Annotated in this window: 17 protein-coding genes; 12 read left to right on the top strand and 5 right to left on the bottom strand. The window is 61.2% G+C overall.

Going from position 1 to position 24,929, the window contains the following annotated elements; translation table 11 throughout:
- Window positions 1-541: 541 nt before the first annotated feature.
- From Uis1B_RS01910 to Uis1B_RS01860, 11 genes are all read left to right on the top strand, one after another.
- A complete protein-coding gene (locus Uis1B_RS01910; protein WP_243390218.1) occupies window positions 542-2,278 on the top strand; it encodes an FTR1 family iron permease in 1,737 nt (578 codons plus the stop codon).
- 145 nt (window positions 2,279-2,423) lie between these two features.
- A complete protein-coding gene (locus tag Uis1B_RS01905) occupies window positions 2,424-3,101 on the top strand; it encodes an iron transporter (protein WP_101615016.1) in 678 nt (225 codons plus the stop codon).
- Between the two features lie 423 nt (window positions 3,102-3,524).
- Window positions 3,525-4,793, top strand: coding sequence for a DUF2318 domain-containing protein (locus Uis1B_RS01900; protein ID WP_101615014.1), 1,269 nt, complete (start codon window positions 3,525-3,527; stop codon window positions 4,791-4,793).
- A 9-nt stretch (window positions 4,794-4,802) separates the two neighbouring features.
- Complete coding sequence (locus Uis1B_RS01895; protein WP_101615012.1) at window positions 4,803-6,119, top strand: ABC transporter permease; 1,317 nt, start codon at window positions 4,803-4,805, stop codon at window positions 6,117-6,119.
- Window positions 6,109-7,446, top strand: coding sequence for an ABC transporter permease (locus Uis1B_RS01890; protein WP_243390205.1), 1,338 nt, complete (start codon window positions 6,109-6,111; stop codon window positions 7,444-7,446). The genes Uis1B_RS01895 and Uis1B_RS01890 overlap by 11 nt, the downstream gene beginning before the upstream one ends.
- 33 nt (window positions 7,447-7,479) lie before the next feature.
- Window positions 7,480-8,286, top strand: a complete 807-nt coding sequence (locus Uis1B_RS01885) for an ABC transporter ATP-binding protein (protein ID WP_101615010.1) — start codon at window positions 7,480-7,482, stop codon at window positions 8,284-8,286.
- Window positions 8,287-8,482: 196 nt separating this feature from the next.
- Window positions 8,483-9,034 (top strand): FMN-binding protein, encoded by a 552-nt coding sequence (locus tag Uis1B_RS01880; protein ID WP_243390204.1) that lies wholly within the window; start codon window positions 8,483-8,485, stop codon window positions 9,032-9,034.
- Window positions 9,035-9,255: 221 nt separating this feature from the next.
- Window positions 9,256-9,738, top strand: a complete 483-nt coding sequence (locus Uis1B_RS01875) for a (deoxy)nucleoside triphosphate pyrophosphohydrolase (protein WP_101615008.1) — start codon at window positions 9,256-9,258, stop codon at window positions 9,736-9,738.
- Between the two features lie 133 nt (window positions 9,739-9,871).
- On the top strand, window positions 9,872-12,970 hold the full coding sequence (locus tag Uis1B_RS01870) for a DUF3427 domain-containing protein (RefSeq protein WP_243390217.1): 3,099 nt from the start codon (window positions 9,872-9,874) through the stop codon (window positions 12,968-12,970).
- 300 nt (window positions 12,971-13,270) lie between these two features.
- Window positions 13,271-14,710, top strand: a complete 1,440-nt coding sequence (locus tag Uis1B_RS01865) for an ATP-binding protein (RefSeq protein WP_101615005.1) — start codon at window positions 13,271-13,273, stop codon at window positions 14,708-14,710.
- Between the two features lie 87 nt (window positions 14,711-14,797).
- Entirely contained in the window at window positions 14,798-15,238 is a 441-nt protein-coding gene (locus Uis1B_RS01860; RefSeq protein ID WP_101615003.1) for a DUF4186 domain-containing protein, read from the top strand.
- Window positions 15,239-15,567: 329 nt separating this feature from the next.
- On the opposite strand, the gene Uis1B_RS01855 is transcribed toward Uis1B_RS01860, so the two are convergent.
- The 3 genes from Uis1B_RS01855 to Uis1B_RS01845 all read right to left on the bottom strand — a co-directional run bounded on the left by Uis1B_RS01855 (window position 15,568) and on the right by Uis1B_RS01845 (window position 21,205).
- Window positions 15,568-16,134, bottom strand: coding sequence for a TetR/AcrR family transcriptional regulator (locus Uis1B_RS01855; RefSeq protein ID WP_101615001.1), 567 nt, complete (start codon window positions 16,132-16,134; stop codon window positions 15,568-15,570).
- Window positions 16,135-16,274: 140 nt separating this feature from the next.
- Window positions 16,275-18,545, bottom strand: coding sequence for a YhgE/Pip domain-containing protein (locus Uis1B_RS01850; protein ID WP_101614999.1), 2,271 nt, complete (start codon window positions 18,543-18,545; stop codon window positions 16,275-16,277).
- Window positions 18,542-21,205: a YhgE/Pip domain-containing protein gene (locus Uis1B_RS01845; RefSeq protein WP_101614997.1), complete on the bottom strand. Its 2,664-nt coding sequence runs from the start codon at window positions 21,203-21,205 to the stop codon at window positions 18,542-18,544. Before Uis1B_RS01845 ends, Uis1B_RS01850 begins: the two co-directional genes overlap by 4 nt.
- Before the next feature lie 298 nt (window positions 21,206-21,503).
- On the opposite strand from Uis1B_RS01845, the gene Uis1B_RS01840 reads away from it, so the two are divergent.
- Window positions 21,504-22,331 carry a hypothetical protein gene (locus tag Uis1B_RS01840; protein WP_133124795.1) on the top strand — a complete coding sequence of 276 codons (828 nt, stop codon included), beginning with the start codon at window positions 21,504-21,506 and terminating at the stop codon, window positions 22,329-22,331.
- Between the two features lie 225 nt (window positions 22,332-22,556).
- On the opposite strand, the gene Uis1B_RS01835 is transcribed toward Uis1B_RS01840, so the two are convergent.
- Together Uis1B_RS01835 and Uis1B_RS01830 are read right to left on the bottom strand one after the other, a co-directional pair.
- Entirely contained in the window at window positions 22,557-23,420 is an 864-nt protein-coding gene (locus tag Uis1B_RS01835) for a hypothetical protein (protein WP_101614993.1), read from the bottom strand.
- Window positions 23,421-23,582: 162 nt separating this feature from the next.
- On the bottom strand, window positions 23,583-24,773 hold the full coding sequence (locus Uis1B_RS01830; protein ID WP_101614991.1) for a pyridoxal phosphate-dependent aminotransferase: 1,191 nt from the start codon (window positions 24,771-24,773) through the stop codon (window positions 23,583-23,585).
- Between the last annotated feature and the right edge of the window lie 156 nt (window positions 24,774-24,929).

Genomic DNA, 24,929 nt, shown 5'->3' with positions numbered 1-24,929 from the left:
TTTGCTCCACCTCATCCGTCCGACTTCGTCGGCCACCTTCCCCTCAAGGGGAAGGCAAGAAGTGAATCCGGTCGGGTCGGCCACCTTCTTCGCAAGAGTGGACGGCCGGCGGCCGCGCCTTTTCCGCTCGCCTGTCGGCGAGCCTGAGTCCTAGAAACGCCTCTAGCGTTTCCTTGACGGACTCAGCCTGAGGGGAAGGTAGGAACCGCACCGCACACGGTGAAAGGGCGAGACCGCGTCCGGCGAAGTCGTGCATGGTGGAATCGCATATCGGGATGAAAATTTCGCTTATCACTACTTATCGAAAAAATCAAGACTTTCTTTTTCGAAAAAACTGCTTTACGTTTACGTATGGCTTTGGGAAAAGCCGCGAACCCAAGAAAATCAAGGGTTTTCGAATGGTTGCCGTACAGCGGTCGGTATTCGTTTGTTCTTCGATTTTCTTCTGCGACACGGCTGGGAACAGGCTCGATACGAATTTTTCCAAAAAAATTGAGGTCGTTGAGAGGAAGTTATGAGGGTTCGTTCTTCGGTATTCGGCATGGCGGCACGCGTATGTGCGGCGACCGCCGTATTGCTGATGCTGGTTGCGTCGTTCTTCGCGGCGCCGTTCGCCCAGATGGCGTCGGCGGCCTCGTCGGGCGATGCCGGTTCGTCGTCGACGGACTACGCCACATGGAACGCCGTGGCCAAGGCCATCGAGGATGAGCTGGCCAGCGGGCAGAAGGCCTACCAGTCCGGTGATAATGCCGGTGCGGCGTCGGAGTTCCAGTCCGCCCAGTGGTCCGTGTACGAGGCCGCGAACTTCGGCAAGGTGGTGAACGATACCATCGGCGCCGCGAAATATCAGAGCCAGACCCAGCAGTTCCAGGATCTGCAGACCAGCGCCTACACCGCCGGCAATGCGAAGGACATCGCTTCCAGGATCAGCAGGCTTTCCGCCGATCTGAACGCCTCGGCCGCCACGCTCGACGGCAATGCCAAGCTGCTCAAGCCGGCCGCCTATGCGAAGGCGCGCGCCGAGCAGACCGCCAAGGAACGCAAGGCCCTCGATGCGAAAAAGAAGAAGACCACGACCACGGCCAAGACGTGGAAGGACGTCGCCGACGCGATGATCCCGATTCTCGACGATGCCGTGAAGGCCTACGAGCAGGGTGACGCCGCGAAGGGCGCCACGTTGGTCAACGACGCCTACTACCAGCATTACGAGAAGCTCGGCTTCGAGAAGACGGTGCTGAGCGCGATCAGCGGCAACCGCGTGTCGGAGGTCGAATACCAGTTCAAGCTTTCCCGTTCCTCGATGAACACGGGCAAGCCCGCTTCCGAGGTGAAGCAGTACGTCGAAGACCTGAAGACCATGCTCACCACCGATGCTGCCAAGCTTGACGGCGGTGCCGCCGATCAGGAGGGTGGAGCGCTCAAGTTCCTCACCAGCGCGGTCGGTCAGGCGTTCCTGATTCTGATCCGCGAGGGTCTGGAGGCGCTGCTCGTCGTCGCCGCCGTGATCGCCTATCTGGTGAAGTCCGGCAACAAGCAGTTCACCAAGTGGATCTACGTGGGCGTGGTCGCCGGTCTGGCCGGTTCGGGCGTGATCGCCATCATCTTCACGCTCCTCTTCGGTGGTGCCGGCGAGGAGCAGGAGATCATGGAAGGCATCTGCGCGCTGATCGCCATGTGCATGCTGCTGTGGACCAGCAACTGGATGCTGAACAAGTCCTCCGTCGAGGCCTGGAACAGGTACATCCGCAACAAAACCGAATCCGCAGTGGCGTCCGCCTCGTCGCAGGCGGAGGCCGGTCACGATGTGGCGTTCGGCACCGTGGTGTCGCTGGCCATGCTGAGCTTCCTCGCCGTGTTCCGCGAAGGCGCCGAAACCGTGATCTTCTACCAGTCGATCTACACGATGAGTCAGGATACGAAGGGCATGTGGATCGGCGGTATCGCCGCTGCGATCGTGCTGGTGATCATCTTCCTGATCATCCGCTTCACGTCGGTGAAGATCCCGATCGGCCCGTTCTTCATGGTCACGTCGATTCTGATGTCCGTGCTGGTGGTCGTGTTCGCCGGTGGTGGCGTGCATGCCCTCATCGAGGGTGATCTGCTGCCTGCGATGTACCTGCCGGGCGTGCCGACGAACGATTGGATCGGCCTCTACCCGTACGTTGAATCCATCGTGGCTCAGGTGATCGCGGCCATCGCCGTGATCGTGCTCTTCGCGGTCGGGTTCATCAGGAAGCATCGGGAGAAGGCCCGCCTTGAGGCGGCTGCCGGGCAGTGATCGCAACAGCAATGATCGCGACGGCAGTGATCGCAACGGTGATCAGACGACACCGATTCCGGTAACCGAACATTACAGATTTTGGCAAAGAAATTTACCAACCCCCCCCCCGCAATAAGAATCAATAAGTAAAAAGGATAGAGAAATGAAGAAAAGCAAGCTGATGGCCCTCGCCGCCATCATCCTCTCCGGTGCGCTCGCCCTGTCCGGCTGCGGCAACTCCAGCTCTTCGAGCTCCAGCTCCGCCAAGTCCGATAGCTCGTCCTCCGCTTCGTCCGACAGCTCCGCCGCCGCCCCCGGCGACACCGCCGGCTTCGAAGAGGTCCCGGTGGGCCCGTCCGGCACCGCTGAGGAGCAGGACAAGGAAGCCGGCCCGCTGACCGTCGGCGCCGTGTACTTCCAGCCCATCGACATGGAGCCCGCCGGCATGGGCCTGAAGGCCGCCGACGCGAGCTTCCACCTTGAGGCCGATATCCACGCCAGCCAGGAAGGCGTCGACTATGGCTACGGCAAGGGCGACTTCGTCCCCGATCTGACCGTGAACTACCAGATCATCGACAAGGCCACCGGCAAGCAGGTCGAAGGCACCGCCACCTCCGGAACCTTCATGCAGATGAACGCCTCCGACGGCCCGCACTACGGCGCCAACGTGAAGCTCGACAAGGCCGGCACCTACCAGCTGAAGCTTTCGATCCAGTCCCCCGAGAAGAAGGGCTGGATGCTGCACGTCGATCCCGAAACCGGTGTGAAGAACCACAAGTTCTGGACCGAGCCGATCGAGGTCACCTTCGACAACTGGGATTACACCCCGCGTCAGTGGTGAGATTCTGATCGGAGCTGCGCCTCCACCTCATCCGTCCGGCTTCGCCGGCCACCTTCCCCTCGGAGGGGAAGGCTGCTGAGTGCTGGTCGGTTGCGTCGGCCACCTTCTTCGCAAGAGTGGACGGCCTGTGGCCGCGGCTTTTCTGCTCGCCTGTCGGCGAGCCCTCGCCTGGAAATGCCTCTGGCATTTTCTTCACGGCTCGGCCTAAGGGGAAGGCATTGGGTGGCTGTCCGGCCGAGCCGACCACCTTCTCCGCAGGGGAAGGCTATGATATGCGAAACCTTCTGCCTGGAATCGGCGTGATTCCGGGCAGAAGGGTTTTCGTGTTTTGGCGCGGGGCCGGGAATCAGGAAATCAGGAACCGCAAATCAGGGAAACAGGGAACGCCCAACCAGGGAACGCCTAGGAAAGAAGCGAGATCGAATGCTTAAACAGTTTGTGGCGGTCATGCCCGGCACCCTGCCAGTAGCGCTGCTGGTGATGTGCCTGAGCGTCATGCTCACCGTCGGCGAGGGCAAGGACAAACCCATCAGCTCACGATGGCGCCTATGGGGGTTCTCCATCGGTCTCGTCGCCGCCGTCGTCTTCGCCGCGCTGCGTTCCGCCGCGGTCATCAATCAGCGTACCTTCGTCAACTTCCCGCTGCTCATCGCCTGCGTGATCGTCGATGTGCTCGCCATCGCGCTGGTGGCCGCGGCCCACTGGATCGTCACCGACTGGAAGAAGCACGCGATCTGGATGCACATCGCCAACGGAGTTGCCGCCCTGTGCATCGCGCTCACCGTGTTCTACGCCCTGCCCGACGTGATCCTCCAGCTCACCATCTGGGTCGAACCCGGCGATCCGGTCTTCACCTCGGCCATGCTGCTGCGCGCGCTCGGATTCGCGCTGGGCGTCGCCGCGTCGGCCGTCATCGCGGCCATCTTCCGCACCATGCGCTCCACCGCGGTGCGCCCGGCGTTCACCTTCGCCGTCCTCGCCATGATGGTCATCCTGCTGCTGCAGCACGCCACCGCCCTGCTGCAGATCATCCAGGTCAAGGTGCTGATCTTCCCCCATACGCTGTTCGTGTTCCTCGCCTGGTCGATCAACCATAATTCGTGGATGATCCAGGCTCAGGCGTGGGTGTTCCTCGTGCCGGCCATCGCCTCGGTGGTCGCCGGCTTCCGCATGCCGATGACCGGCGCGAACGCGGCGATCGCCCGCACCCATCAGGCGTTCCGTCGCCGTGCCGTCGCCACCGCCGCATGGAGTCTGGTGGCGATGATCGGCGTGACCGTCACCCTGACGTTCGGTGTGGCCGAAATCAACAAGGCCCCCACGCTGTCGCCGCCCGAAGCGTATTCGCTCACCAAGACCACAGCCACCATCCCGTTCAGCCAGGTGGAGGACGGCCATCTGCACCGCTTCGAATACAAGGCCAAGGACGGCACCGTGATGCGGTTCATCATCATCAAGAAGAACGGCGGCGCCTACGGCATCGGCCTTGACGCCTGCGACAACTGCGGCGACGCCGGCTACTACGAGAAGGACGGCAAGATCATCTGCAAGAAGTGCGAGGTGGCCATCAATCTGGCGACCATCGGCTTCAAGGGCGGATGCAACCCCGTCCCCCTGCCCTACCAGACCGGCAACGGCAAGATCACCATCCAGACCGCCGATCTGGATGCGCTAAGTGCTCATTTCAAGTAAAGGAGCGAAATGTTCTTTCTGCGAATGATCTATCGCTCGTTCAGCCGTCAGCTTCGCCGGCGACTGCTCATCGCGCTCACCGTATGCCTTTCGGCCACGGTGTCGGTGGCGATGCTGGGCGTGGTGTTCGACGTGGGCGACAAGCTCAACGCCGAACTCTCCACATACGGCTCGAACATCACCGTGCAGCCGAAATCCGACGCGGTGGTCTCCGACCTCTACAACACCGACGGCACCGGCGTCTCCTCCGAAACCGACCCGACCTCCTTCCTCAAGGAGTCCGACGTGCCGAAGATCAAGACGATCTTCTGGGCCTTCAACATCACCAACTTCGCCCCGCAGCTCAACTTCCACGCGCAGATCACCAGTGACGGCGGCAAGACCACCGCGCCAGTGACCGGCACCTGGTTCAGCAAGCAGCTCAAGCTTTCCACCGGAGAAAGCACGGTGGCCGGCGTCGAGGGCATGCGCTCGTGGTGGCAGCTCGACGGCTCCTGGCCGAAGGACGATTCCGATCAGGGTGTGATCGGCGCGACCCTCGCCAAGCAGCTCGGCGTTTCCACCGGCGACACGATCACACTGAACAAAACCACCACCTCCGGCAAGCACAACACCCAGCGGATCACGATCACCGGCGTCTACGATTCCGGAGACGACGACAATTCCGGTCTGTACATCGCCTCGTCCACCGCGCAGATGCTGGCCGACCTGCCCGGCTCGGTCGACAAGATCGAAGTCAAGGCGCTCACCACCCCGGAGAACGATCTGGCGCGCAAGGCCGCGAAGAATCCGGCCGCGCTCAGCCAGGAGGAGTGGGAGACCTGGTACTGCACCGCCTACCCGAGCTCCATCGCCTATCAGATCGAAGAGGTGATTCCGGGGGCCGTGGCCAAGCAGGTGCGTCAGGTGGCCGCGCTGCAGGGCAACGTGCTGCAGAAGACGCAGGCCGTGATGATTCTGATGACCGCGCTGAGCCTCATCGCCGCGGCCGTGGCCGTGGCCAACCTGATGGCCGCATCCATTTCGGAGCGTTCCAACGAGCTGGCGCTACTCAAGGCCATCGGCGCCACCGACGGATCGGTGTCCCGCCTGATGCTCGCCGAAACCGCGGCGATCTCGCTGGTCGGTGCGATCGTCGGCGCGCTGCTCGGCTCCGGCGTGGCGCAGATCGTCGGTCATGTGGTGTTCGGCTCGGGCATCACGATGCGCCCGATGGTGTTCGTGCTGGTGTTCGTGCTGCTGGCGATCACCGTGCTGGTGGCGTCGGCTTCCTCGATTCGTTCCATTCTGAGCCTGCGTCCCGCGGAGGTGCTTCATGGCCGGTAAACCGATGACTTCCAATACGCGAATGTTCTTCAAGATGCTTTGGGGCGCGGTGTTCCGCCGTCGCTCCCGGGCCATCATGGCCGTCATCGCCTCGATGGTGGGTGCGGCCACGCTGTTCTGCCTGACGGCGATCTGCATCGCCGTGCCGCAGCAGATGAACGACGAGATGCGCTCATACGGCGCGAACCTGATCGTCACGCCCATCGAAACCGACGGGCATAAGACCGGCATCGACGAGGCGATGGTCGACCACACCACCGAGATGGTGCGCGCCCGCGGCAATGCCCGCTACGCCACGTACCGCTACGAGAACGTGCGCGTCAACGCCGCGCCCTACGTGATGGCCGGCGTGGATCCGACTCAGGTGCGCAATCTCAACCATCATTGGAGTGTGGACGGCGATTGGCCGTCCAGCGGATCCGTGCTCATCGGCCGGGACGTGGCCGACGCGCTCGGCGCCGAGATCGGATCAAGCATCACAATCGGCTACCGATCGTCCGACAACGCATCGACGTCGGGATCCACGGGTGCCGCGGGGTCCACGGTTTCCGGCGGCGCGTCCGCAACGTCCGGTGATGCCGCGCAGTCCGGTGATGCCGCACAGTCCGGTCAGGCGCAGTCCGGCTCCTCCGCTCCCGCCGCGCCGAACGAAAGCGGCCGCGTCTCCAGCGACATCATGGAGACCAACGGCACCGAATTCCGGGTCGGCGGCATCGTCGACACCGGCGGCAACGAGGATTCGATCATCTACGCCACGCTGAACGACGTGCAGAAGCTCACCGGAACGAAACGCGGCGCCGACGTGATCGAATACTCCTCCGCCGCCACCGGCGACGATCTGACCCAAACGGTCACCTCGATCAACGACATGACCTCCATGCACGTCAAGGCGCAGCAGGTCACCAAGATCACCTCATCCGACACGCGCATCATCACCATGCTGCAGACCCTGTTCTGGATCGTCTCGCTGGTCGTGCTCGTGCTCACCCTGGTCGGCGTATCGACCACGATCTCGTCGATCGTCTCCCAGCGCGGATACGAAATCGGCCTGCGCAAGGCGCTCGGCGCCTCCAGCAGCAGCATCGGCCTCGAATTCTATATGGAATCCGCGTTCTACGGCCTGATCGGCGGCCTGATCGGCACGGCGGCCGGCTACGGTCTGGCACATGTGCTCACCACGGTCGTCTTCAACCGCACACTGTCGCTCAACTGGCCGCTGGCCATCGGCTCGGTGATCCTCAGCGCCCTGATCGCCGTGCTCGCCTCCATCCCGCCCGTCCACCGCGCCAACCGCATCGACCCCGCCGTCGTGCTCCGCGAGGAGTAACGCGAGGAGTAGAAAGGTAGAAAGGAAACTCCAATGCTGCTTGAACTCGATCACATTTCGAAGATCTACGGATCGCTGCACGCCGTCGACGATCTGTCGCTCACCGTGCCGGAAGGCGAATGGCTGGCCATCGTCGGCTCGTCCGGCTCCGGCAAGACCACGCTGATGAACATGATCGGCTGCATGGACACCCCCTCGAAGGGCTCCGTGTCGTTGGAAGGCCGCAAGCTCGAAGACCTCAACGCCACCCAGCTCGCCGACGTGCGCAAGAACCTCATCGGCCTGGTGTTCCAGAAGTTCTATCTCGTGCCGCATCTGACCGCCGTGGAGAACGTGATGGTGGCGCAGTACTACCATTCGGTGGTCAACGAGAAGCAGGCCATGGAGGCGCTCGACAAGGTGGGGCTCGCCGACCGTGCCCACCACCTGCCCGGCCAGCTTTCCGGCGGCGAACAGCAGCGCGTGTGCATCGCCCGTGCGCTGATCAACTGCCCGAAGCTGATCCTCGCCGACGAGCCCACCGGCAACCTGGACGAGAAGAACGAGAAGATCGTGCTCGACCTGTTCCGTGACCTGCACAAGCAGGGCACCACGATCATCGTGGTGACGCATGACGCGCTGGTCGCCAGCTGCGCCGAACGCGAGATCATGCTCAACCACGGCGTGCTCGTGGGGGAGAAGTGGAACGACGAGGCCGCCCGCGCCGCGTATGAGGCGGCTGGCGGCAAGCCGGCCTCCACCGGATCCACCGCGGAGGGCGCGCAGTCCGGCGACACTCCGATCGGATTCGCCGACCCCACCAAGGCCGCGAAAACCGGCGCCGAGCCGCTGAGCGAGTAGCGGCTGGGCGATGCCGCCCCCGCTGGCGGGAGCTCCCGCCTTACATGGGCTTGGTGTCTCCGTTGAAATAGATGCCGCCCCCGCTGGCGGGAGCTCCCGGCTTTGCCGGGTGGGGGTGGCCGAGCCACGAACCACGGCAATCCCCCCGCTAACCTTCCAGCAATCGACTACACTTCTATCCCGGAAGGAGACCTTATTGACTCACCATACTTCTGCCGACTGCAAGACCTCCGTGAAAACCGCGGCCGCCGCGTTCGCCGGCCTGGTCGTGACGAGCGCGCTGCTGGCCGGATGCGGCAGCCCGAAGTCCTCGGCCGTGCCGATGGACGACGAGTATGCCGGCAGCTCCGGCGAATCGTCCGCCGCACCCTCCGACTCGTCGAACTCGTCGTCCTCGTCGGGTGCGTCCGCCTCGGCGTCGTCCGGTGCGTCCGCGACCGCCAAGGATACCGGCAACTACAAGGACGGCACCTACGCCATCAAGGGCCAGTACGGTCCGGTGGGCGAGGACAGCATCGACGTGACGCTGAAGATCGCCGGCGGCAAGGTGGCCGACGTGCAGGTGGTGGGACACCCGTTCACCACGATCTCGAAGAACCACCAGAACGATTTCATCAAGGCCATTCCCGGTGTGGTCGAAGGCAAGCCGCTCAAGGGGCTGAAGGTCGACAAGGTGGCCGGGGCGAGCTGGACCTCCGACGCCTTCAACAAGGCGCTGGACGTGGCCCGCACCCAGGCCTCGAAGTAGCGGAAACCGGAAAAACCGGAAAAACCGGAGTTGTGAGGCTTTGTTTGGGAGAAACCGTCTATTTCGTCGCTGAGCGCATGACGAACGCTTGATTTTCCGCGGATTTCTGCAGCGCGAATCGGCGGGGTTCCGGAGGCAAGCCTCACAACTCGATGTTTCGTTTGCCGGCGTGGGTATCCTGGATGGGAATCAACCGTGCAGGAGGGCGCAGGAGGGCGAGCATGAGCGTGAATGAAACAAAAGCTACCAACGAAGGTGCGACTTTGCGCGGCCGCAAGCAGATTCGCGTGGTGGGCGCGGCGATCGTGCGCGACGGCAAGGTGATGTGCGCGCAGCGAGGCGGCGGCAAGCAGCTGAGCGGCAAATGGGAGTTCCCCGGCGGCAAGATCGAACCGCACGAGACCCCACGCGAGGCCCTTCGCCGCGAGATCGAGGAGGAACTGCTGTGCGAGGTTGAGATCGGCGACGAAGTGTGCACCGATTCGTATGACTATGATTTCGGCACGGTGACGCTCACCGTGTTCGTCTGCCATCTGCTCGCAGGTGAGCCCCGCCGCACCGAGCATCAGGAATTCCGCTGGCTCACCCCCGCCGACATGCCCGCCCTCGACTGGGCCCCCGCCGACCACAAAGCCGTGGAACTTATCTCCGGCATGAGGTTCAATTCCTCTTCTTCCTCTTCCTCTCCCTCTTCCGAAAGGTGAAGCCATGACACAGCAAATTGCGGAGCATACGGAACATGCGGAACTCCCGGAACAGATGCATGCGGACGAGCAGATGAACGAGCTGCAGGATCAGCACTCGGCGCAGCGGTCAACCGTCGAGGACGCAACGCGAATGCTCGTACAAAATGGTGCAATTGCCGGCTTGGTTCAGGCGAATGATGATGCGCCTGCCGATTTCTCGCCGAAGCTCATCTCCAATCATGACGGATTGACCATGGAAGGTGAGATTTCCACCGAAATCGAACACTGCAACGATTTCGACATGTCGGTCGCCTTCGTGAGCGCCGGAGCCGTTGGCCGGCTTCAGCAGAGCTTCATCAACTGGCATCGGGGGAGAGGCACTCATGGTGCCGGCCGCATCATCACTTCCACCAAGGGATACTTCAACAATCCCAACGCGTTCAGGGAGCTGCTCGGCCTGAAAGACAAATACGGCGTTGACGTCCGCATCTGGAGCGACGGATCCGACATTCGCAAGGGTGAGGATCCGAAATTCCATCCCAAGGGCTATATCTTCGCCAACGAATCAAAAACCGGCAAACCGTATTTCAACCTGTACGTCGGCAGCTCCAATTTCACCTCCCTTGCATTGACCGCTCAGCGTGAGTGGAATCTGCGGGTCTCATCGCTCCCCGAAGGCGGGCTGGTCGATCAGTTCCGCGACGAACTGGATTCGCAGATCAGGGATTCGGTCCCTCTGACTGAGGAATGGATCGAACAGTACGAAGAGGATTTCAAGAACTACGAGCCTCCTCGCCGTCAAACGCTCGAAACCCTGAGAAATCAGGAGATCAAACCGAACGACATGCAGGTCGAGGCGCTCGCCAATCTCCGACAACTCCGCGCCGAAGGCGAGCATCGGGCGATTATCATATCCGCAACTGGTACCGGAAAAACCTTCCTTTCCGCTTTCGATGTACAGCAGTATCGTCCCAAGCGGATGCTGTATCTTGCCCATCGGCAGCAGATTCTCGTCAAGTCGATGGAATCGTTCAAAACGGTGCTTGGATGTCCGGACGAGGAATTGGGCCTGTTCTCCGGTTCCAGCAAGGAATACGATCGCAAATACGTGTTCGCCACGGTTCAGACCTTGAGCCAGCCGGATGTGCTTGCGCAGTTCGCGTCTGACGAATTCGACTACATTCTCTTCGACGAGGTGCATCATGCCGGCGCTGAAAGTTATCGGCGGATCATCGATCATTTCAAGGATGCGGGCTTCATGCTCGGCATGACGGCCACGCCTGAGCGTACCGATGGCATCAATATCTTCGAACTGTTCGGTCACAACATCGCCTATGAGGTGCGACTGCAGAAAGCCTTGGAAGAGGATATGCTGTGCCCGTTCGAATATCATGGGGCTACGGAATACCTCGGTTCCGATGGCAAATCCATTGATGTCGCCCATAATTCCTCGTTGAGTGCTTCCGGTCAGCTCGTCTATGAGATCAAGCAGCTGACCTCCGAACAGCGGGTTCATCACATCATCGATCAACTCAATCTGTATGGCCAGTATCGCCAGCAGATCACGGGACTGGTGTTCTGCAGCCGTCAGGATGAGGCTGAACGGCTTTCCGACCTGTTCAACCAGCAGTTCAACCAGCAGATGGAGCGCAACTACAGAACGCAGGCTGTGACCAGCAATCGGTGCCCTACCCAGCAAGAGCGTGAAGACGCGGTTAGAAAGCTCGAAAACGGGGAGCTTGATTACCTGTTCACCGTCGATCTGTTCAATGAGGGTATCGATATTCCGTCGTTGAACCAGATCGTGATGTTGCGCAATACGCAGTCCAGCATCGTGTTCACCCAGCAGCTCGGGCGTGGTCTGCGTAAATTCCCGCATAAAGACCGTGTGGTGGTCATCGATTTCATCGGCAACTATGCCAACAACTATCTCATTCCGGTTGCGCTGTATGGCAATACCGGAGATCGCGACATCGCTCGCAAGAACTTGCAGCGCACGTCGATCGGGTTGTCGTCCATCAGTTTCGACCCGATAGCCAAGGATCGGATCCTTCGTTCGCTGGATACGGCGGACTGGTCCGAGATGAAGAAGCTCGCCGAACAGTATCGGCAGATTCGCTACGAATATGGCCGTATCCCCATGCTTACGGACGTCTACGATTATGATCCGTCACTGCCTATGACTCTGGCGAAGAAGAAGAGCAATTACCTCGAATTCGTCCGTTCCCGTGAGCAGAGTCTCAGCCTTGGGAAGAAGCACGAAGGTGATGGTTTCATTGATCTTCTCGATCCGGTTTCCGAGGTGGAAAACGGCATTCTGAAAATGGCCACGTCGGTGCTGCTTCCCGGTTTGCGACCGCACGAGCTGGTGATTCTCGATGAGCTGTGCCGGTTCCCGGATGAAAGCCTGAATAGGCTGGATGGCGAACACGACGGGTGGAAGCCGTCCGCCGGTATTGCCGAGGCCGATCTTGCCCAGCGGATCCGTGAACGGTTCCCGAATGCCTATGTGACTTCCGACCAGTTTGAATCGGCCATGCACGTGCTGGACTATTCATATTTCGATGCGAGCCGGTCACGATTCGGCGGCACGCCCTTGGTGGAGCGTAACGCGGACGGTGTGTGCCGTCTGACGAAGGCGTTCACCGATCTGCTGACCAAGAATCGGACGTTCCGTATCTTCTTTGCGGATACGCTGCGGGTGGGATTGCGCAACTGTCGGGATCTGTTTGAGCGATCGGCGAAAGCTCACCGGGCGCTGGATCGTGGATTCCTGTATGAGCAGAAGTATTCGCTTGCGGATGTGATGCGCCTGTGCGGTTGGCATAAGGAGCTTAACGGGCAGAACGTCGGCGGGTATTTCCGGCATCAGGAGACCGGCACCATGCCGATTTTCGTCAAGTATGCGAACAGTCAGTATGAGGATCGATTCATCAATCCGCAGGAGATGGCTTGGTTCAGCAAGAACGGGCGCACGCCGAATTCGCCTGAATTCCAATGGATGAGGGAAGGCGTCGGTCCCGATTGGGACAGCACGCATTTCATTCCGATGTTCGTGATGCGTAAAGCTGAGGCCGCTGACAAGAAGTATTACTACGTCGGTCATGTCGCTGCGTTGGAGCGTGCCGAGCTGACCGAGAAGCCGGATTCCTCGGGTGAGCGGGATGTGAGGGTGACGTTGGCGACGCTGCGGCTGGCGAAGCCGCTCGATCCTGAGCTGTACCGCCACATTGCCGGTCAGGGCGAGTGAGGTCAGGCGGGCGTCGTTCCACACCGTCTGCCGGCCTTCGCTGTGCGTAAGTCCTTTGCCGCCCGCTGTTCTGAGCCGGATGTCGAGCCGGATGCCGCTCCTATCCTTTCACTGACCTTGCAGAATTCTAACATGTTGGAATTCGCCGTTAACATGTTAGAATTTCTGCAATTTGCTAAATTATGATTTAGTAGATTATGATTTAGTAAATCGTGATTTAGTAAAATGCGTTGTGCGGTAGATGTGGGATGAAGCAATAACAGTTCGCCGCAGTGCTTCGTAAATCGCTCGGAGGGCAACATGGCAGGTTTCATTGGCAGAGATCGTGAACTGTCGGTACTGAACCGACGGTATGACACCGGTGATTTCGAGTGCGTGATTGTGTATGGCCGTCGTCGTGTGGGCAAGACCACGCTGATCAATCAATTCGTCGGCGCGCACAGCTCTCATTCGGATTCCCGACCCGAACATCGTCAAGCCATATTCTTCTCGGCGTTGGAGGCAAGCGAAGCAAGGAATCTTGAAGAATTGAGCCGTGCCATCGCACTGTTCGTTAACGGCAACGACGGACTGGATTCTTTCCCGATCTACCCGAGCTTCGCCGCCGCCGTCGAAGCCATTTTCGCGTTGGCTGAGCAAGAACGCGTAGTACTGGTCATCGACGAATATCCGTACCTTGCCAAGGCTGATCGTTCCGTTTCCTCTGTGCTGCAGCACGCCATCGATCGGCACAAGGATTCCAGCCATCTCATGGTCATTCTGTGTGGTTCGTCGATGTCGTTCATGGAACGCCAAGTGCTGGGTTATCAAAGCCCGCTGTATGGCCGACGAACGGCACAGATCAAGGTCGAGCCATTTGGATTTGCCGATGTCCAGACGTTCCTGTCACATTACTCTGCGCAGGATGCGTTGGCTTCCTACTCGCTGACCGACGGTATCCCGCAATATCTACGGCAGATCGACGATACGATCGGCATACAGGAGAACATCGAGCGTAATATGTTCGACCCTGGTTGCTATCTGTTCGAAGAGCCGGACAATCTGCTGAAGCAGGAACTGCGAAACCCGATGGAATACAACGGCATTATTCAGGCGATCGCGTCTGGTGCCTCGCGTATGAGCGAGATCTCCACCGCTGTGCATCTTGATTCCTCGGCATGCAGTACGTACATCCGAAATCTCATCGATCTTGATCTGGTGCATCGTGAGATACCATTCGGTCAGAAGAACTCACGTAAGGCGATCTATCGTCTCGCGGACTCCTTCTTCAGGTTCTGGTATCGATTCGTTCCTCCGAACATGTCGTTGATCCAATCGGGTCATGTCGATCTGGCGGCGCGAAGAACCATGTCGCAACTGCCGGCGTTCCTAGGCCCGGTGTTCGAGGATGTATGCCTTGAATGGCTATGGCGGCACAACGGAGGAGACGTATTGCCGTTCCTGATGCTTGAATCCGGACGATGGTGGGGCGCTGATCCCCACACCCGCAGGCAGGAGGAGATCGACATCATGGCAACGGGAGAGGATCCTGATGTCGCCCTGTTCGGCGAATGCAAGTGGAAAAATGCGCGGGTCGGCATGGAGGACCTGAAGACGTTGCGGCGACAGAGTCAGATTTTCCGGTATGAAAGAAACGAATACTACCTGTTTTCGAAATCCGGGTTCACCGATGACCTGCTTCGAGTCGCCGAAACGGACCCTACGGTGCATACGGTGGCGTTTGATGATATGACGTGGTGAGCGTTAGTGGCTGTACGGTGGCGTCAAGGCAACCACAATAGTCAGGATAGCCAGAGTTATAAAGTCCAGAATGGCGGGTGATCGTTCATGACTGATGCTCAGGGAAACAGCAGGGCAGCGGAAGCAGACAAAACGGGTGGGCGCATCGACGTCGACGAATACGCTGCGTGGATCGGGCGGACGCTGGACAGGCTGGGGCAAAGTCGGTTCCGCGCGAAATTCGTGCTGATCGACAAGGATCGGGCGTACGCGCGGGCCAAGGGCAAGACGACCATCGACCGGCATGCGCACGAAATGCTCGCCAAGCGGGTCGGGTCGGCCGAACCGTACAAGGATGGCAAGCAGACGCCGTGGCGAGGTCATCCGGTGTTCACCGCGCAGCACGCCACGGCCACCTGCTGCCGCGGGTGCATCGAAAAGTGGCATCGCATCCCCAAAGGTCGGGCGCTGACCGACGAGGAGATCGATCAGCTCGCCGCACTGGTGATGGCGTGGATCGAGCGGGATCTGCGGAATCATCCGGCGTAGTGGGGGTTCCACTGTTGCCTTCCCCTTAGGCCGAGCCGTGAAGAAAATGCCAGAGGCATTTTCAGGCGAGGACTCGCCGACAGGCGAGCAGAAAAGCCGCGGCCGCAGGCCGTCCACTCTTGCGAAGGTGGCCGACGGAGTCGGTCGGATGAGGTGGGGTGCAGTTCACGTCGTTCCCTAATCCCCTCATCAGTCGGCCTTTGGCCGACAGCTTCCCCCGGAGGGGGAAGCCGGCTCAGGGGGCGGGTTTGCTGTGGCTTGGTATCTTTTTGTCCCCTCATCAGTCGGCCTTTGGCCGACAGCTTCCCCCGGAGGGGGAAGCCCTGCGGCTACCGGACTATTGACGGCCAGATCAGGGCGGTCATGTCGTGTGGCCAGTCGCTGCTGACGGCCCCCTCCAGCGCCTCGCAGGCGATCATCGAACCGAGGATCGTGCCGAACAGGAACTTTGCGTTAAGCCCGGCGATGAACATCCCCGCATCGATGCCGCGCTGGAAGAACTCGCCCAGCGTCCGCTCCTCCGGGTCGATCACCTGCCGCACGATGTTGTGGAAGAACCCCTCCTCGGAGCTCAGCACGATGCCGACGGCCTTCACGCCGATGCTGTCGGCGAACCGGCCGGCCATGCGGCGCAGCAGCAGCTCCAGATTCTCACGGGTGGGAGCCAGATCGGTCAGCTCCGGAGACGACGAGATCTCCAGCGCGGTGATCTTGCTCAGCAGATCGTCGGCATTGCGATACCGACGGTAGATCGTGGTCTTGGCCACGCCGCTGCGTCGTGCCACCTCCTCGATCGACACGCGGCCGAGCCCCTTGGAGACGGCGATCTCCACCGTCGCCTGCATGATCTTGCGATCGGTCTCCTTGCGCGTGCGTTCCGCGCGTACGGAATTCATGGTGTGCTCTTTCCTTGTGATCCTCTAATAAACTCTACGATTTTCGGGTATTCCGGGTCTTTTCGGGCTTCCCCTTGAGGGGAAGGCGAGGCGAGGAGGAGTGTTGGCTGTGCCGGACAGCGAAGCACATTCGTCTGCGGCTAACTGATGAGCTTCGTGCTCTCCACCTTGGCCACATACCAGGTGTTGAACTTCACCAGCGGTTTGCGCAGCACCAGGCCGAGCAGCAGCGTCGGCAGCACGAACAGCAGCAGCATGCCGATCTCCTTCCAGTAATCGTTCTGATAGATGCCTGCCGTGGCGGCGCGCATCGCGTTGATCGCATGCGTGGCCGGCAGGAACGGGCTGATGTTCTGGAAGAAGTCCGGCATCACCGACAGCGGGTACGCGCCCCCGGAACCGGATATCTGCACGACGAGGAACAATACGCCGATCGCCTTGCCGACGTTTCCGAACGATACCACCAGCGTGTAGATCATGAAGATGAACGTCAATCCTCCCAACCAGCCGGACAGCATATACAGCAGCGGGTGCACGGCCTGAACGTGCAGGAACAGCAGATTGCCCAGACACAAGCAGGTGCTTTGCAGCAGCGACAGCACCGCGAACACGCCGAATCGTCCCAGATACATCTGATGGGGCCGGGGATCGCCCAGCTGTGCGCGTATGCGCCGTGAGACATTGGTCTTCAGCGTCACCGCCATCAGCAGCGATCCGACCCACAGCGGCAGGAAGGTGTAGAAGGGGGCCAATGCCGAGCCGAAGTCCGAGACGGGGAACACGGCCCTGCGGGTCACGCCCACCGGCGAGGTGAGGGATGCGGCGAGGGATTCCGGGTCGGATCCGAGTGCCTTCTTCAGCGCGTCCACGTCCCCGCTGTTCAGTGCCGAGGAGACGTTCTCGCTGGTGGCCTTGATCTTGTTGGCCGAATCGTTGAGCTGCCGGGCGGTGTCGTTCAGCGTCTGCTTCACGCTGGCCATCTTGCCGCTGGCCGAGGTCGCGCCGTCGGTCAGATCGGCCGTCACCTCGTCGAGCTTGCCGCTGTTGGCGTTCAGCGACGCAGCCAGCGTGCTCACATTGGCGGAAAGCTCGTCGAGTTTAGGCTTGATGTCGCTGTCGAAGTCGCTGCGCAGCGTGCCGACGCTGTTCTTGGCCTGCGTGGCCAGCGCCTTGATCTGCGCACGATCCTTCTGCGCCGTCGCGTTGCCGGATTCGATTCTGCCGGCCGCGGCGTTGAGATTGTCGCGCAGCCTGGTCTGCAGCGCGATCACCGAATCCAGCTGGGTCAGCGCGGAATTGATCGCCGAGCTGACGTTGCCGGCCGCGGTCTCCCCGATCCCGCTGCCGCTCACATCGTTGCCGCTGGACAGCGATCCCATCTGATCGGCCAGCGAGGCGAGATTCCTGCGGATCGTGGTATACGACTCGATCTGCGTGTTCACCGCATCGGCCTGATCCCGCAGCGATTTCGCGCTGTTCGTGCTCTGCGTGCCCACGGCGTCGTACACCTTGTCGATGTCGTCGCCCACGGCCCGGTAGCTGTCCGCGCTGGTTTTCAGGGCCTTCGAGAGGGACGTGGCGGAAGACGACATCGCGTCGGATATCGTGCCGACCGACTGCTTGGCTCCGGAGGCGTCGGCGCTCACCTCCTTGGCCGCGCCCGACGCCTGATTGAGCAGCGTCGATGAGCTGGAAAGCAGCGAATCCGCCGAATCCACCAGCTCGGAATAGGTGCCGAGCGTGTCGGCGGCATCGGCCAGCTGGCCGGAAATCTCGCCGATGTGACCGTTCAGGTTGGCGATGCGGCTTTTCGTGTCGGCGTCGTCGAGATAGTTCGACAGCGACGAGGCGATGTTCAACGCCACGTCGGACAGCGTCTTCGCGAAGATCTGGTTGATCTCCGCGGCCACCTCGTCCGCGCCCTCGCCGGTGACGTGCGGGGCCAGCGCGTTCTTCTTCTCGTTCGTGTAGTAGCTGAGCTTCGCATGGGTCACATCGTCGTCGAAGAACGTCATCATGTCCCTGCTGAACGACTCCGGAATCACCACGGCCGCATAGTATTTGCCGGACTTCGTGCCGTCGATCGCGTCGTCCTTCGTGGTGAACGTCCAGGCGAGCTGGCCGTTGGCGCGCAGCGCGGAGATCACCTGATCGCCCACGTTGACCTTCAGCGGCACCAGATCGCTTTTGTATCCCTCGTCTACGCTGGCCACGGCGAACGTGAGGTTCTTGGTGTTGTTCAGCGGATTCCAGCTGGCCGCAACGTTGAACCAGGTGAATAGCGACGGGATGGCGACGAGGCCGATCACGATGATGATCGACACCACGTTGCCGCTGATGCGCCGCAGATCGCCGACGAACAGGCGCCAGATCGGATTCGGGTTCGCGGAATGGGATGTGTTGCGGGTCATGCCGAATGCTTTCCTTCCGGTTTGCGCCCGAATGAGGGCAGCGAGGGGATGCGGACCTTGAGCAGCTTGTCGCGCATGGAGAACGAGAACATCGAACGCACCTCATCATCCTTCATCGAGCTCAGCAGCAGCTGGCGTTCGATGTTGTCGCGAATGTATTCGATGGCGATCAGGAAGCCCAGAATGATCAGGATCCACAGGGTCCATGCCCCGAGGATGATCACCTTGCGGCTGGCGTCGCGGAAGTACGGGCTCACCGAGAACACCACCGCCAGAACTGCCGGCACCACGAATCCGGCGATCAGGGCGCCGACGCGCAGACGGGGGTATCGGCGCGCGAACCGGATGGCACGCCGGCGAATCTGCGCACGGTATTCGTCGCGGTCGGCGAGCATGCGGATGGCCTGCGAGAACCGGTATTCGCGGTACGGGATCTCCGCCTGTTCGCCGACGATGATGTCGCTTTCGGCGATCTCCCGGGCGAACAGACGGTTGAGATTCGTCAGGTACGGCCGGGCGATCAGACCGAGCGCGAAGCTGGCCGCCACGAACAGCAGCAGCTTGCCCACATACTGGAACCAGTGGCCGTCGTAGAAGCCGCCGATCGTCTCGCGCAGCGCGTCGATCGAATAGGTGAACGGGAAGAACGGGTAGAGATGGCGGAAGAACCCCGGCATCATCTCAATTGGGTACAGTCCGGAGGCGCCGGGGATCTGCACGATCACCAGCACCACGCATAACCCCTTGCCCACATGCTGGAACGTGACCGACAGCGCGTAGGTGATGCTCAGGTAGGTGAGCGAGGTGATGACGGCCGTGCCCACGAACGCCCACGCGTTCGCCGCCTGCACGCCGATCACGAAATTGCCGATGCAGCAGACGATGGCCTGCAATGTGGCCATCATCGCCAGCAGCAGCCAGCGTCCCATGTACCGCTGCGTGACGGTCAGCCCCTCGATGCCCTCGTCGTCGGTCTCAAGCCGCATGATCACCATCAGCACGAACGCGCCCACCCATAGCGACAGATCGGTGAACAGGGGGGCCATGCCGGAGCCGTACGAATTGACCGGATACAGCGTCTCCGTCTTCAGGGTGGTGGGGGAGAGCATGAACTCCGAGATCTTATCGGCGTCGAGCTTGCCGTCGGTGCCGATAAGATCGCCGAGCACGTCGGAGGTGGTGAGCGCCGACACGTCGGTGCGGGCCGTCTCCAGATCCTTCTGCATGTTCGCCAGCGTGGAGTCGGTGGACTTCAGCGCCTTGCCGGTGGTGTCGAGCGTGGAGTCGAGCTGATCGAGAATCGTGCCGGTCTGGTCGATCAGATGCCGCTGATTGCTGATCGTGGCGCTCAGCGTGCTCGCCGTGGAGCTCAATCCGGCCAGTCCGCCGTTGATCTGCGGCAGCGTGGTGCCGCCTAGCGTGTTGCGGTAGCCGTTCGCCGTGTCGATGGTGTGCTGCGTGGCGGTGTTGATCGCGCCGGTGGCGTTCGCCACCGCGTCGGCGGTGTTGCCGGTGTCGGTGCTCAGCTGGCCGAGGTTCTTCAACGTCTGCTTGGTGGTTTCGTTGCGGGCCGCCAGACCGATCTGCCCGGTGGACTGATCGCCGTCGATCACGGCCTGCAGCTGGTGCTTCAACGCATGGCCGGCCGCGGTATCCGCGGGAATGGCGGTGGCCGCCCGTCGCAGCTCGCCGATGATCTCGTCGTTGCGTGCGGTGATCGCCTCGCCGGTGCTGATCGCCGCGTCGACCTTGCCCTGCGCGCCCGCAATGGTTCCGGAGGCCTTGCCCACCGAGGCGTTCGCCTTGTTCGACGCCTGGGAGAGCAGTCCGGTGCCGGTGTCGAGCGTGCCGGACATCGACGTGGAGAATCGGGTCATCGAGGTCTGCGTGGAGTTCAGCAGACCGGACGTGGTCTTCAGACTCGCCGTCAGCAGATCGGTCTGCGCGCGCACCTGATCGAGCGAGGTCTTCGCGTCGGCGGTTTTGCGTTTCGCGTCCGACACCGTGCCGTTCAGTTCGGCGATGGATCCGCGGGCCTTGCGGATCTTGCCGATCGCGCCGTTGAGTTCCGAGGAGACGTTGTTCCTATGACTGGTGATCTTGCCTTCGGCCGCGCCCATCTCCTTGTTGAGCGTGGTGGCCGCCACCTCGCTCACCGTGGAGACGAAGGTGCTGTTGATCTGTCGGTCGAGTGTGCCGGAGCCGATGTCGGTGATCTTCGGGGCGATGGCGTTGGCCTTCTCGTTCGCGTAGTAGATCAGCTTCGGCTGGCGGAAGTCGCCGGTGAGCAGCGTGGTCAGATCGCTGCTGAAGTCCTTCGGGATGATGAACGCGGCATAGCTTTTGCCGGATTTCACCTCGTCGAGCGCCTGCTCGCTGGTGACGAAATGCCAGCCGAGATCATGGTTCTCCTTGATGCTGGCTTCGATCTGATCGCCGAGGTTGATGTCGCCGAGCACATCGTTGCTGGCGCCGGCGTCCTCGTTCGCCACCGCCACCTGAATCTTCGACGTGTTGCCGTACGGGTCCCAGAAGCCCACGATGTTGAACCATGCGTACAGCGAGGGGATGACGATCAGGCCGGCGCAGATCACCCACGCGGCCGGTACGCGCAGCAGGCGCAGCAGATCACGGCGCACCACGCGCAGGACGTTCCGCATATCGTTCCCCCTCGGTTTGCTGGATTTCCGATCGGCCGGGATGCTCCGTATTCGACGGAGTCTCCGGGTTTGACGGAGTCTCCGGTGTCATCGGATTGCGGCGATCCGGCGAACTGATCGATATGGATGTTCGCGGACGATCGCCGAATGGCAACGACCATAGTAGCACTACGATTACCGTAGCGCTACATCGGCCGTAGTGCCACCCGGATCATACCTGAGGGCTATCGCGGCGGCGATTATGCGGCCTAGACTGAAAAGGGATGTCGGTCGCCATGACGATGCGAGGGAGATGAAGATGGCGCATACCAGTACATATCACGTAGGGGAGTATCGCAAATCGTCTCGGAGGCATGATCGTCGGGCCGACCGCAACGATGGGCGTCGTGATGGGCGTCGCGGAGATTACGGGGTGAACGGGGGCTCCGCCTCGGGCGCATGGGGCAAGCTGTGCGCGATCTGCGGACTGATCTCGGTGGCGGTCGCGTGCGCGGTGGCCGCTCGTGCCATCGCCCCGGAATCGGTGCCGGTGATCAAGGATCTGTCGCTGGACGGTCTGCTGATCGCATCGGGCGTGATGATCGTGACGACGATCATCCTGATCATCGGGGCGCGGCTACGTGCCAAGGCCTTCGGCGGGCGAACCCGATCCACGGTGTGGGGCGTGTTCGCCGTGGTGTTGTCGCTGCTGTTCTCCGGATGCGGACTGGCCGTGAACACGATGTTCTCCGACGGTCTGGTGACCAAGCCGGTACGCGATGAGGCTCCGGTGACCGATGCCGCCGCGATGCGCAAGGGCGTGGAATCCGCGTACGGGGCATGCCCCGGAGGTTGGACGCCAGCGGACGCGAGCAACTATCCGGGCGTGAAGAGCATCGAACTCTGCGTCGGCACCCGTACCGCGTACGCCACCTTCGACAGCAAGTCCGTTGTGGCGATGTACAAGGCGCCGCTGCAGAGCAAGGCGTTGGAGCTGTTGGAGACCCATTCCGGTGAGGCGGCCGGTTCCGACTGGGCCACGCTCACCGGCACGAAATGGGTGATCGTCGGCAAGAAGCAGCCGGCGCAGAAACTGCAGAAGGCGTGGGGCGGAACCGTGGAGGATCTGGCGACCGTGCGGAAGTGACGCCGGGAGACGTCACGGGGTATACCTGCACCGGGTGACGTGATCGTCAGATCGTTGAAATTCCAACCTTTTGGAGAGTGCGTCACATGGTATACCTGCACCGCGTGACGCGACCTGTACCGTGTGACGCCGGTCGGAGTCGATCGGGGTGGTCAGGATTATGCGGGACTGTCGGGACTGTCGGGACTGCCAGAACTGTCGGGACTGTCACGACTGTCGGGACTGTCACGACTGGATAAGCGAGCCGTCGGATTCGGTGAGGAAGCCGGACGAACTGCCTTCGGTGGACGAACTGCCGGAATCGGATGATCCGTTGGAACCGTTGGAATTACTGCTGTTATCGGAATCACTGCTACCGGAATCACTGTTGCCGGTCCCACTGTTGTCCGAGCCGTTCATGCTGCCGAATCCGCGCTGGCCGTTGCGGAATTGTCCGTTGCCGTTGGGCATCATCTGCATCTGAGACGTATTGCGATCATGGTCCGCGATCGCGGTGACGATCGCCGCTCCGCCGACGCCTCCGATCAGACCGCATACCAGCGATACTCCGGCCACGATGGCCAGCGTCTTTCCCCTGAGTCCGCCGAGGTTGGAATTCCTGGATCGTGAGGATTTCTTCGTGCCGGTCGTCTGCTGGGGCTGTGGGTGCAGTAACGGAGTGGTGGAAGTGGGTGTTTCGCCGGCGCAGGGATCGGGATTCGTAGCCGCGTTTTGGACGTACGGATTCTGCTGGTAGTCGAAGTTCTGCTGGTAGTCAGTGGTTTGCCGGTAATCGGGATTCTGCCGGTAATCGGGATTCTGCCGGTAATCAGGGTTCTGTGGGTAATCAGGGTGTTGCCGATATCCGGGGTTCTGCGGGTGGATCTCGGTTCGCTCGCCATCCGCAGGCTGATCGACGAGCCTGCCCTGTGCGACGGCTGACGAGGTTTGAGCGCTTTCGACGGTTGCGGCGGATTGAACGGCTGTGCTGGGCTGAGCGGCTGTGCTGGACTGAGTACCCGCGGCGGATTGCGTGGTTTTCCCGGGCTGGGTGGCGTTGATTTCGGGGTTTTCGCCGGTGTTGCTGTTTGCCGGATTCTGTGGCTGCATGATGGCCTCTTTCGTTTCGTTGATTTGTGTTCGCTGATTGTCATTCAACGACCGAAAACGAAAGGGGCACTGAAGCCGCAGACAATATTGCCTGCGGCTTCCCGACGGAAACCTTGGAGGTTTTCTGAATGGCTGCTGGAAGCGCTCGGTCTTCCCGTATGGTTACAGGCCGTATTCCTCGCGGGCGAAGCGCTCCAACGCGGGAATCGACCGCTTCACCTTGTCGGTGTCGATGCAGTAGGCCATGCGGAAGTAGCCTTCAACGCCGAAGCTGTTGGACGGCACCAGAATCAGATCGTACTGCTTGGCCTTCATGCAGAAGGCGTTGGCATCGGCCTCCAGCGCCTTCGGGAAGATGTAGAACGTGCCGCCGGGGCGCACCACGTCGAACCCGATGCCGGTGAGCGCGTCGTACAGCAGGTTCATGTTCGTCTCGTACACCGAAAGATCACTGGTCTCGCCGAGCACCTTGGCCACGCCCCGCTGAATGGAGCTTGGCGGACAGTTGTGGCCGGTACCGCGGCTGATCTGCCCCATCATCGGCACGAGCAGATCGGCGTCCGTGGCCGCGGGGTTCACCGCCACGTAGCCGATGCGCTCGCCGGGCAGACTCAGCGACTTCGACCACGAATAGCAGGTGAGCGTGTTGTCGTAGAACTTCGCCGGATACGCCTGCTTGCCGCCGTCGAACACGATCTCGCGGTACGGTTCGTCGCTGATCAGGAAGATGTCGTGGCCGTATTCGCGCTGCTTGTCGCGCAGCACGTCGGCCAGACGTCGCAGGGTTTCGGCGGAGTAGACTGCGCCGGAGGGGTTGTTCGGCGTGTTGATCAGCACTGCCTGCACATTCGGATTGAGGGCGGCTTCGAAGGCCTCGAAATTGATCTGGAAGTTATCGAGATCGGCGGGAACGATGGTCAGTTTTGCGCCGGTGCCGTTCACGTACGGCTGGTATTCGGGGAAGTACGGTGCGAACGTGATGATCTCGTCGCCCGGCTTGGTCACCGCACGCATGGCGTGGGCGAGGGCGCCGGCCGCTCCCGTGGTGGGGAAGATGTGATTGCCGGTGTAGGTCATGCCGAAGCGGGTGTTGAGCGATTCGGCGATCGCATCCTTCACTTCGGGGATGCCCAGCGAGGGGGAGTAGCCGTGAATGGACACCGGGTCGCCGTGCTCGTACAGATCCACCATCGCGTGGGTGAACGCGGAGGGAGCCGGAACGGAGGGATTGCCGAGACTGTAGTCGAACACGTTCTCGTAGCCGATCTCCTTGCCGCGTGCGGTGGCGTATTCGCTGAGCTCGCGGATGACGGACTTGCCGCCAAGCATCGCCTTGTAATCCTCGTTGATCATCTCGTGCTCCTGTTCTGTGTACTGCTGTTCGCCTGTCGGTCGTCGTTTCATTGTCGTGGCGTGCGGGCAGGCCGATGATTGCCGTTTTACCATGACGCGGAGAAGTGAGCCGGTGTGGTTCGTGCTTCGCCCGTGTCCCCCTCATCAGTCAGCCTT

Source organism: Bifidobacterium margollesii, assembly GCF_002860355.1.
In the GTDB taxonomy this organism is placed as follows: Bacteria; Actinomycetota; Actinomycetes; order Actinomycetales; family Bifidobacteriaceae; genus Galliscardovia; species Galliscardovia margollesii.
Note: the sequence above shows the minus strand (reverse complement) of the source record. Positions and strands in the feature narration are given on the sequence as shown.

Bases quoted from the DNA above. Each gene is read 5' to 3' on its own strand.
- Uis1B_RS01900 (WP_101615014.1), top strand. From the start codon at position 3,525: ATGCTTAAACAGTTTGTGGCGGTCATGCCCGGCACCCTGCCAGTAGCG.
- Uis1B_RS01905 (WP_101615016.1), top strand. From the start codon at position 2,424: ATGAAGAAAAGCAAGCTGATGGCCCTCGCCGCCATCATCCTCTCCGGT.
- Uis1B_RS01835 (WP_101614993.1), bottom strand. From the start codon at position 23,420: ATGCAGCCACAGAATCCGGCAAACAGCAACACCGGCGAAAACCCCGAA.
- Uis1B_RS01895 (WP_101615012.1), top strand. From the start codon at position 4,803: ATGTTCTTTCTGCGAATGATCTATCGCTCGTTCAGCCGTCAGCTTCGC.
- Uis1B_RS01845 (WP_101614997.1), bottom strand. From the start codon at position 21,205: ATGCGGAACGTCCTGCGCGTGGTGCGCCGTGATCTGCTGCGCCTGCTG.
- Uis1B_RS01875 (WP_101615008.1), top strand. From the start codon at position 9,256: ATGAGCGTGAATGAAACAAAAGCTACCAACGAAGGTGCGACTTTGCGC.
- Uis1B_RS01855 (WP_101615001.1), bottom strand. From the start codon at position 16,134: ATGAATTCCGTACGCGCGGAACGCACGCGCAAGGAGACCGATCGCAAG.
- Uis1B_RS01865 (WP_101615005.1), top strand. From the start codon at position 13,271: ATGGCAGGTTTCATTGGCAGAGATCGTGAACTGTCGGTACTGAACCGA.
- Uis1B_RS01860 (WP_101615003.1), top strand. From the start codon at position 14,798: ATGACTGATGCTCAGGGAAACAGCAGGGCAGCGGAAGCAGACAAAACG.
- Uis1B_RS01870 (WP_243390217.1), top strand. From the start codon at position 9,872: ATGCTCGTACAAAATGGTGCAATTGCCGGCTTGGTTCAGGCGAATGAT.
- Uis1B_RS01830 (WP_101614991.1), bottom strand. From the start codon at position 24,773: ATGATCAACGAGGATTACAAGGCGATGCTTGGCGGCAAGTCCGTCATC.
- Uis1B_RS01885 (WP_101615010.1), top strand. From the start codon at position 7,480: ATGCTGCTTGAACTCGATCACATTTCGAAGATCTACGGATCGCTGCAC.
- Uis1B_RS01850 (WP_101614999.1), bottom strand. From the start codon at position 18,545: ATGACCCGCAACACATCCCATTCCGCGAACCCGAATCCGATCTGGCGC.
- Uis1B_RS01840 (WP_133124795.1), top strand. From the start codon at position 21,504: ATGGCGCATACCAGTACATATCACGTAGGGGAGTATCGCAAATCGTCT.
- Uis1B_RS01910 (WP_243390218.1), top strand. From the start codon at position 542: ATGGCGGCACGCGTATGTGCGGCGACCGCCGTATTGCTGATGCTGGTT.
- Uis1B_RS01890 (WP_243390205.1), top strand. From the start codon at position 6,109: ATGGCCGGTAAACCGATGACTTCCAATACGCGAATGTTCTTCAAGATG.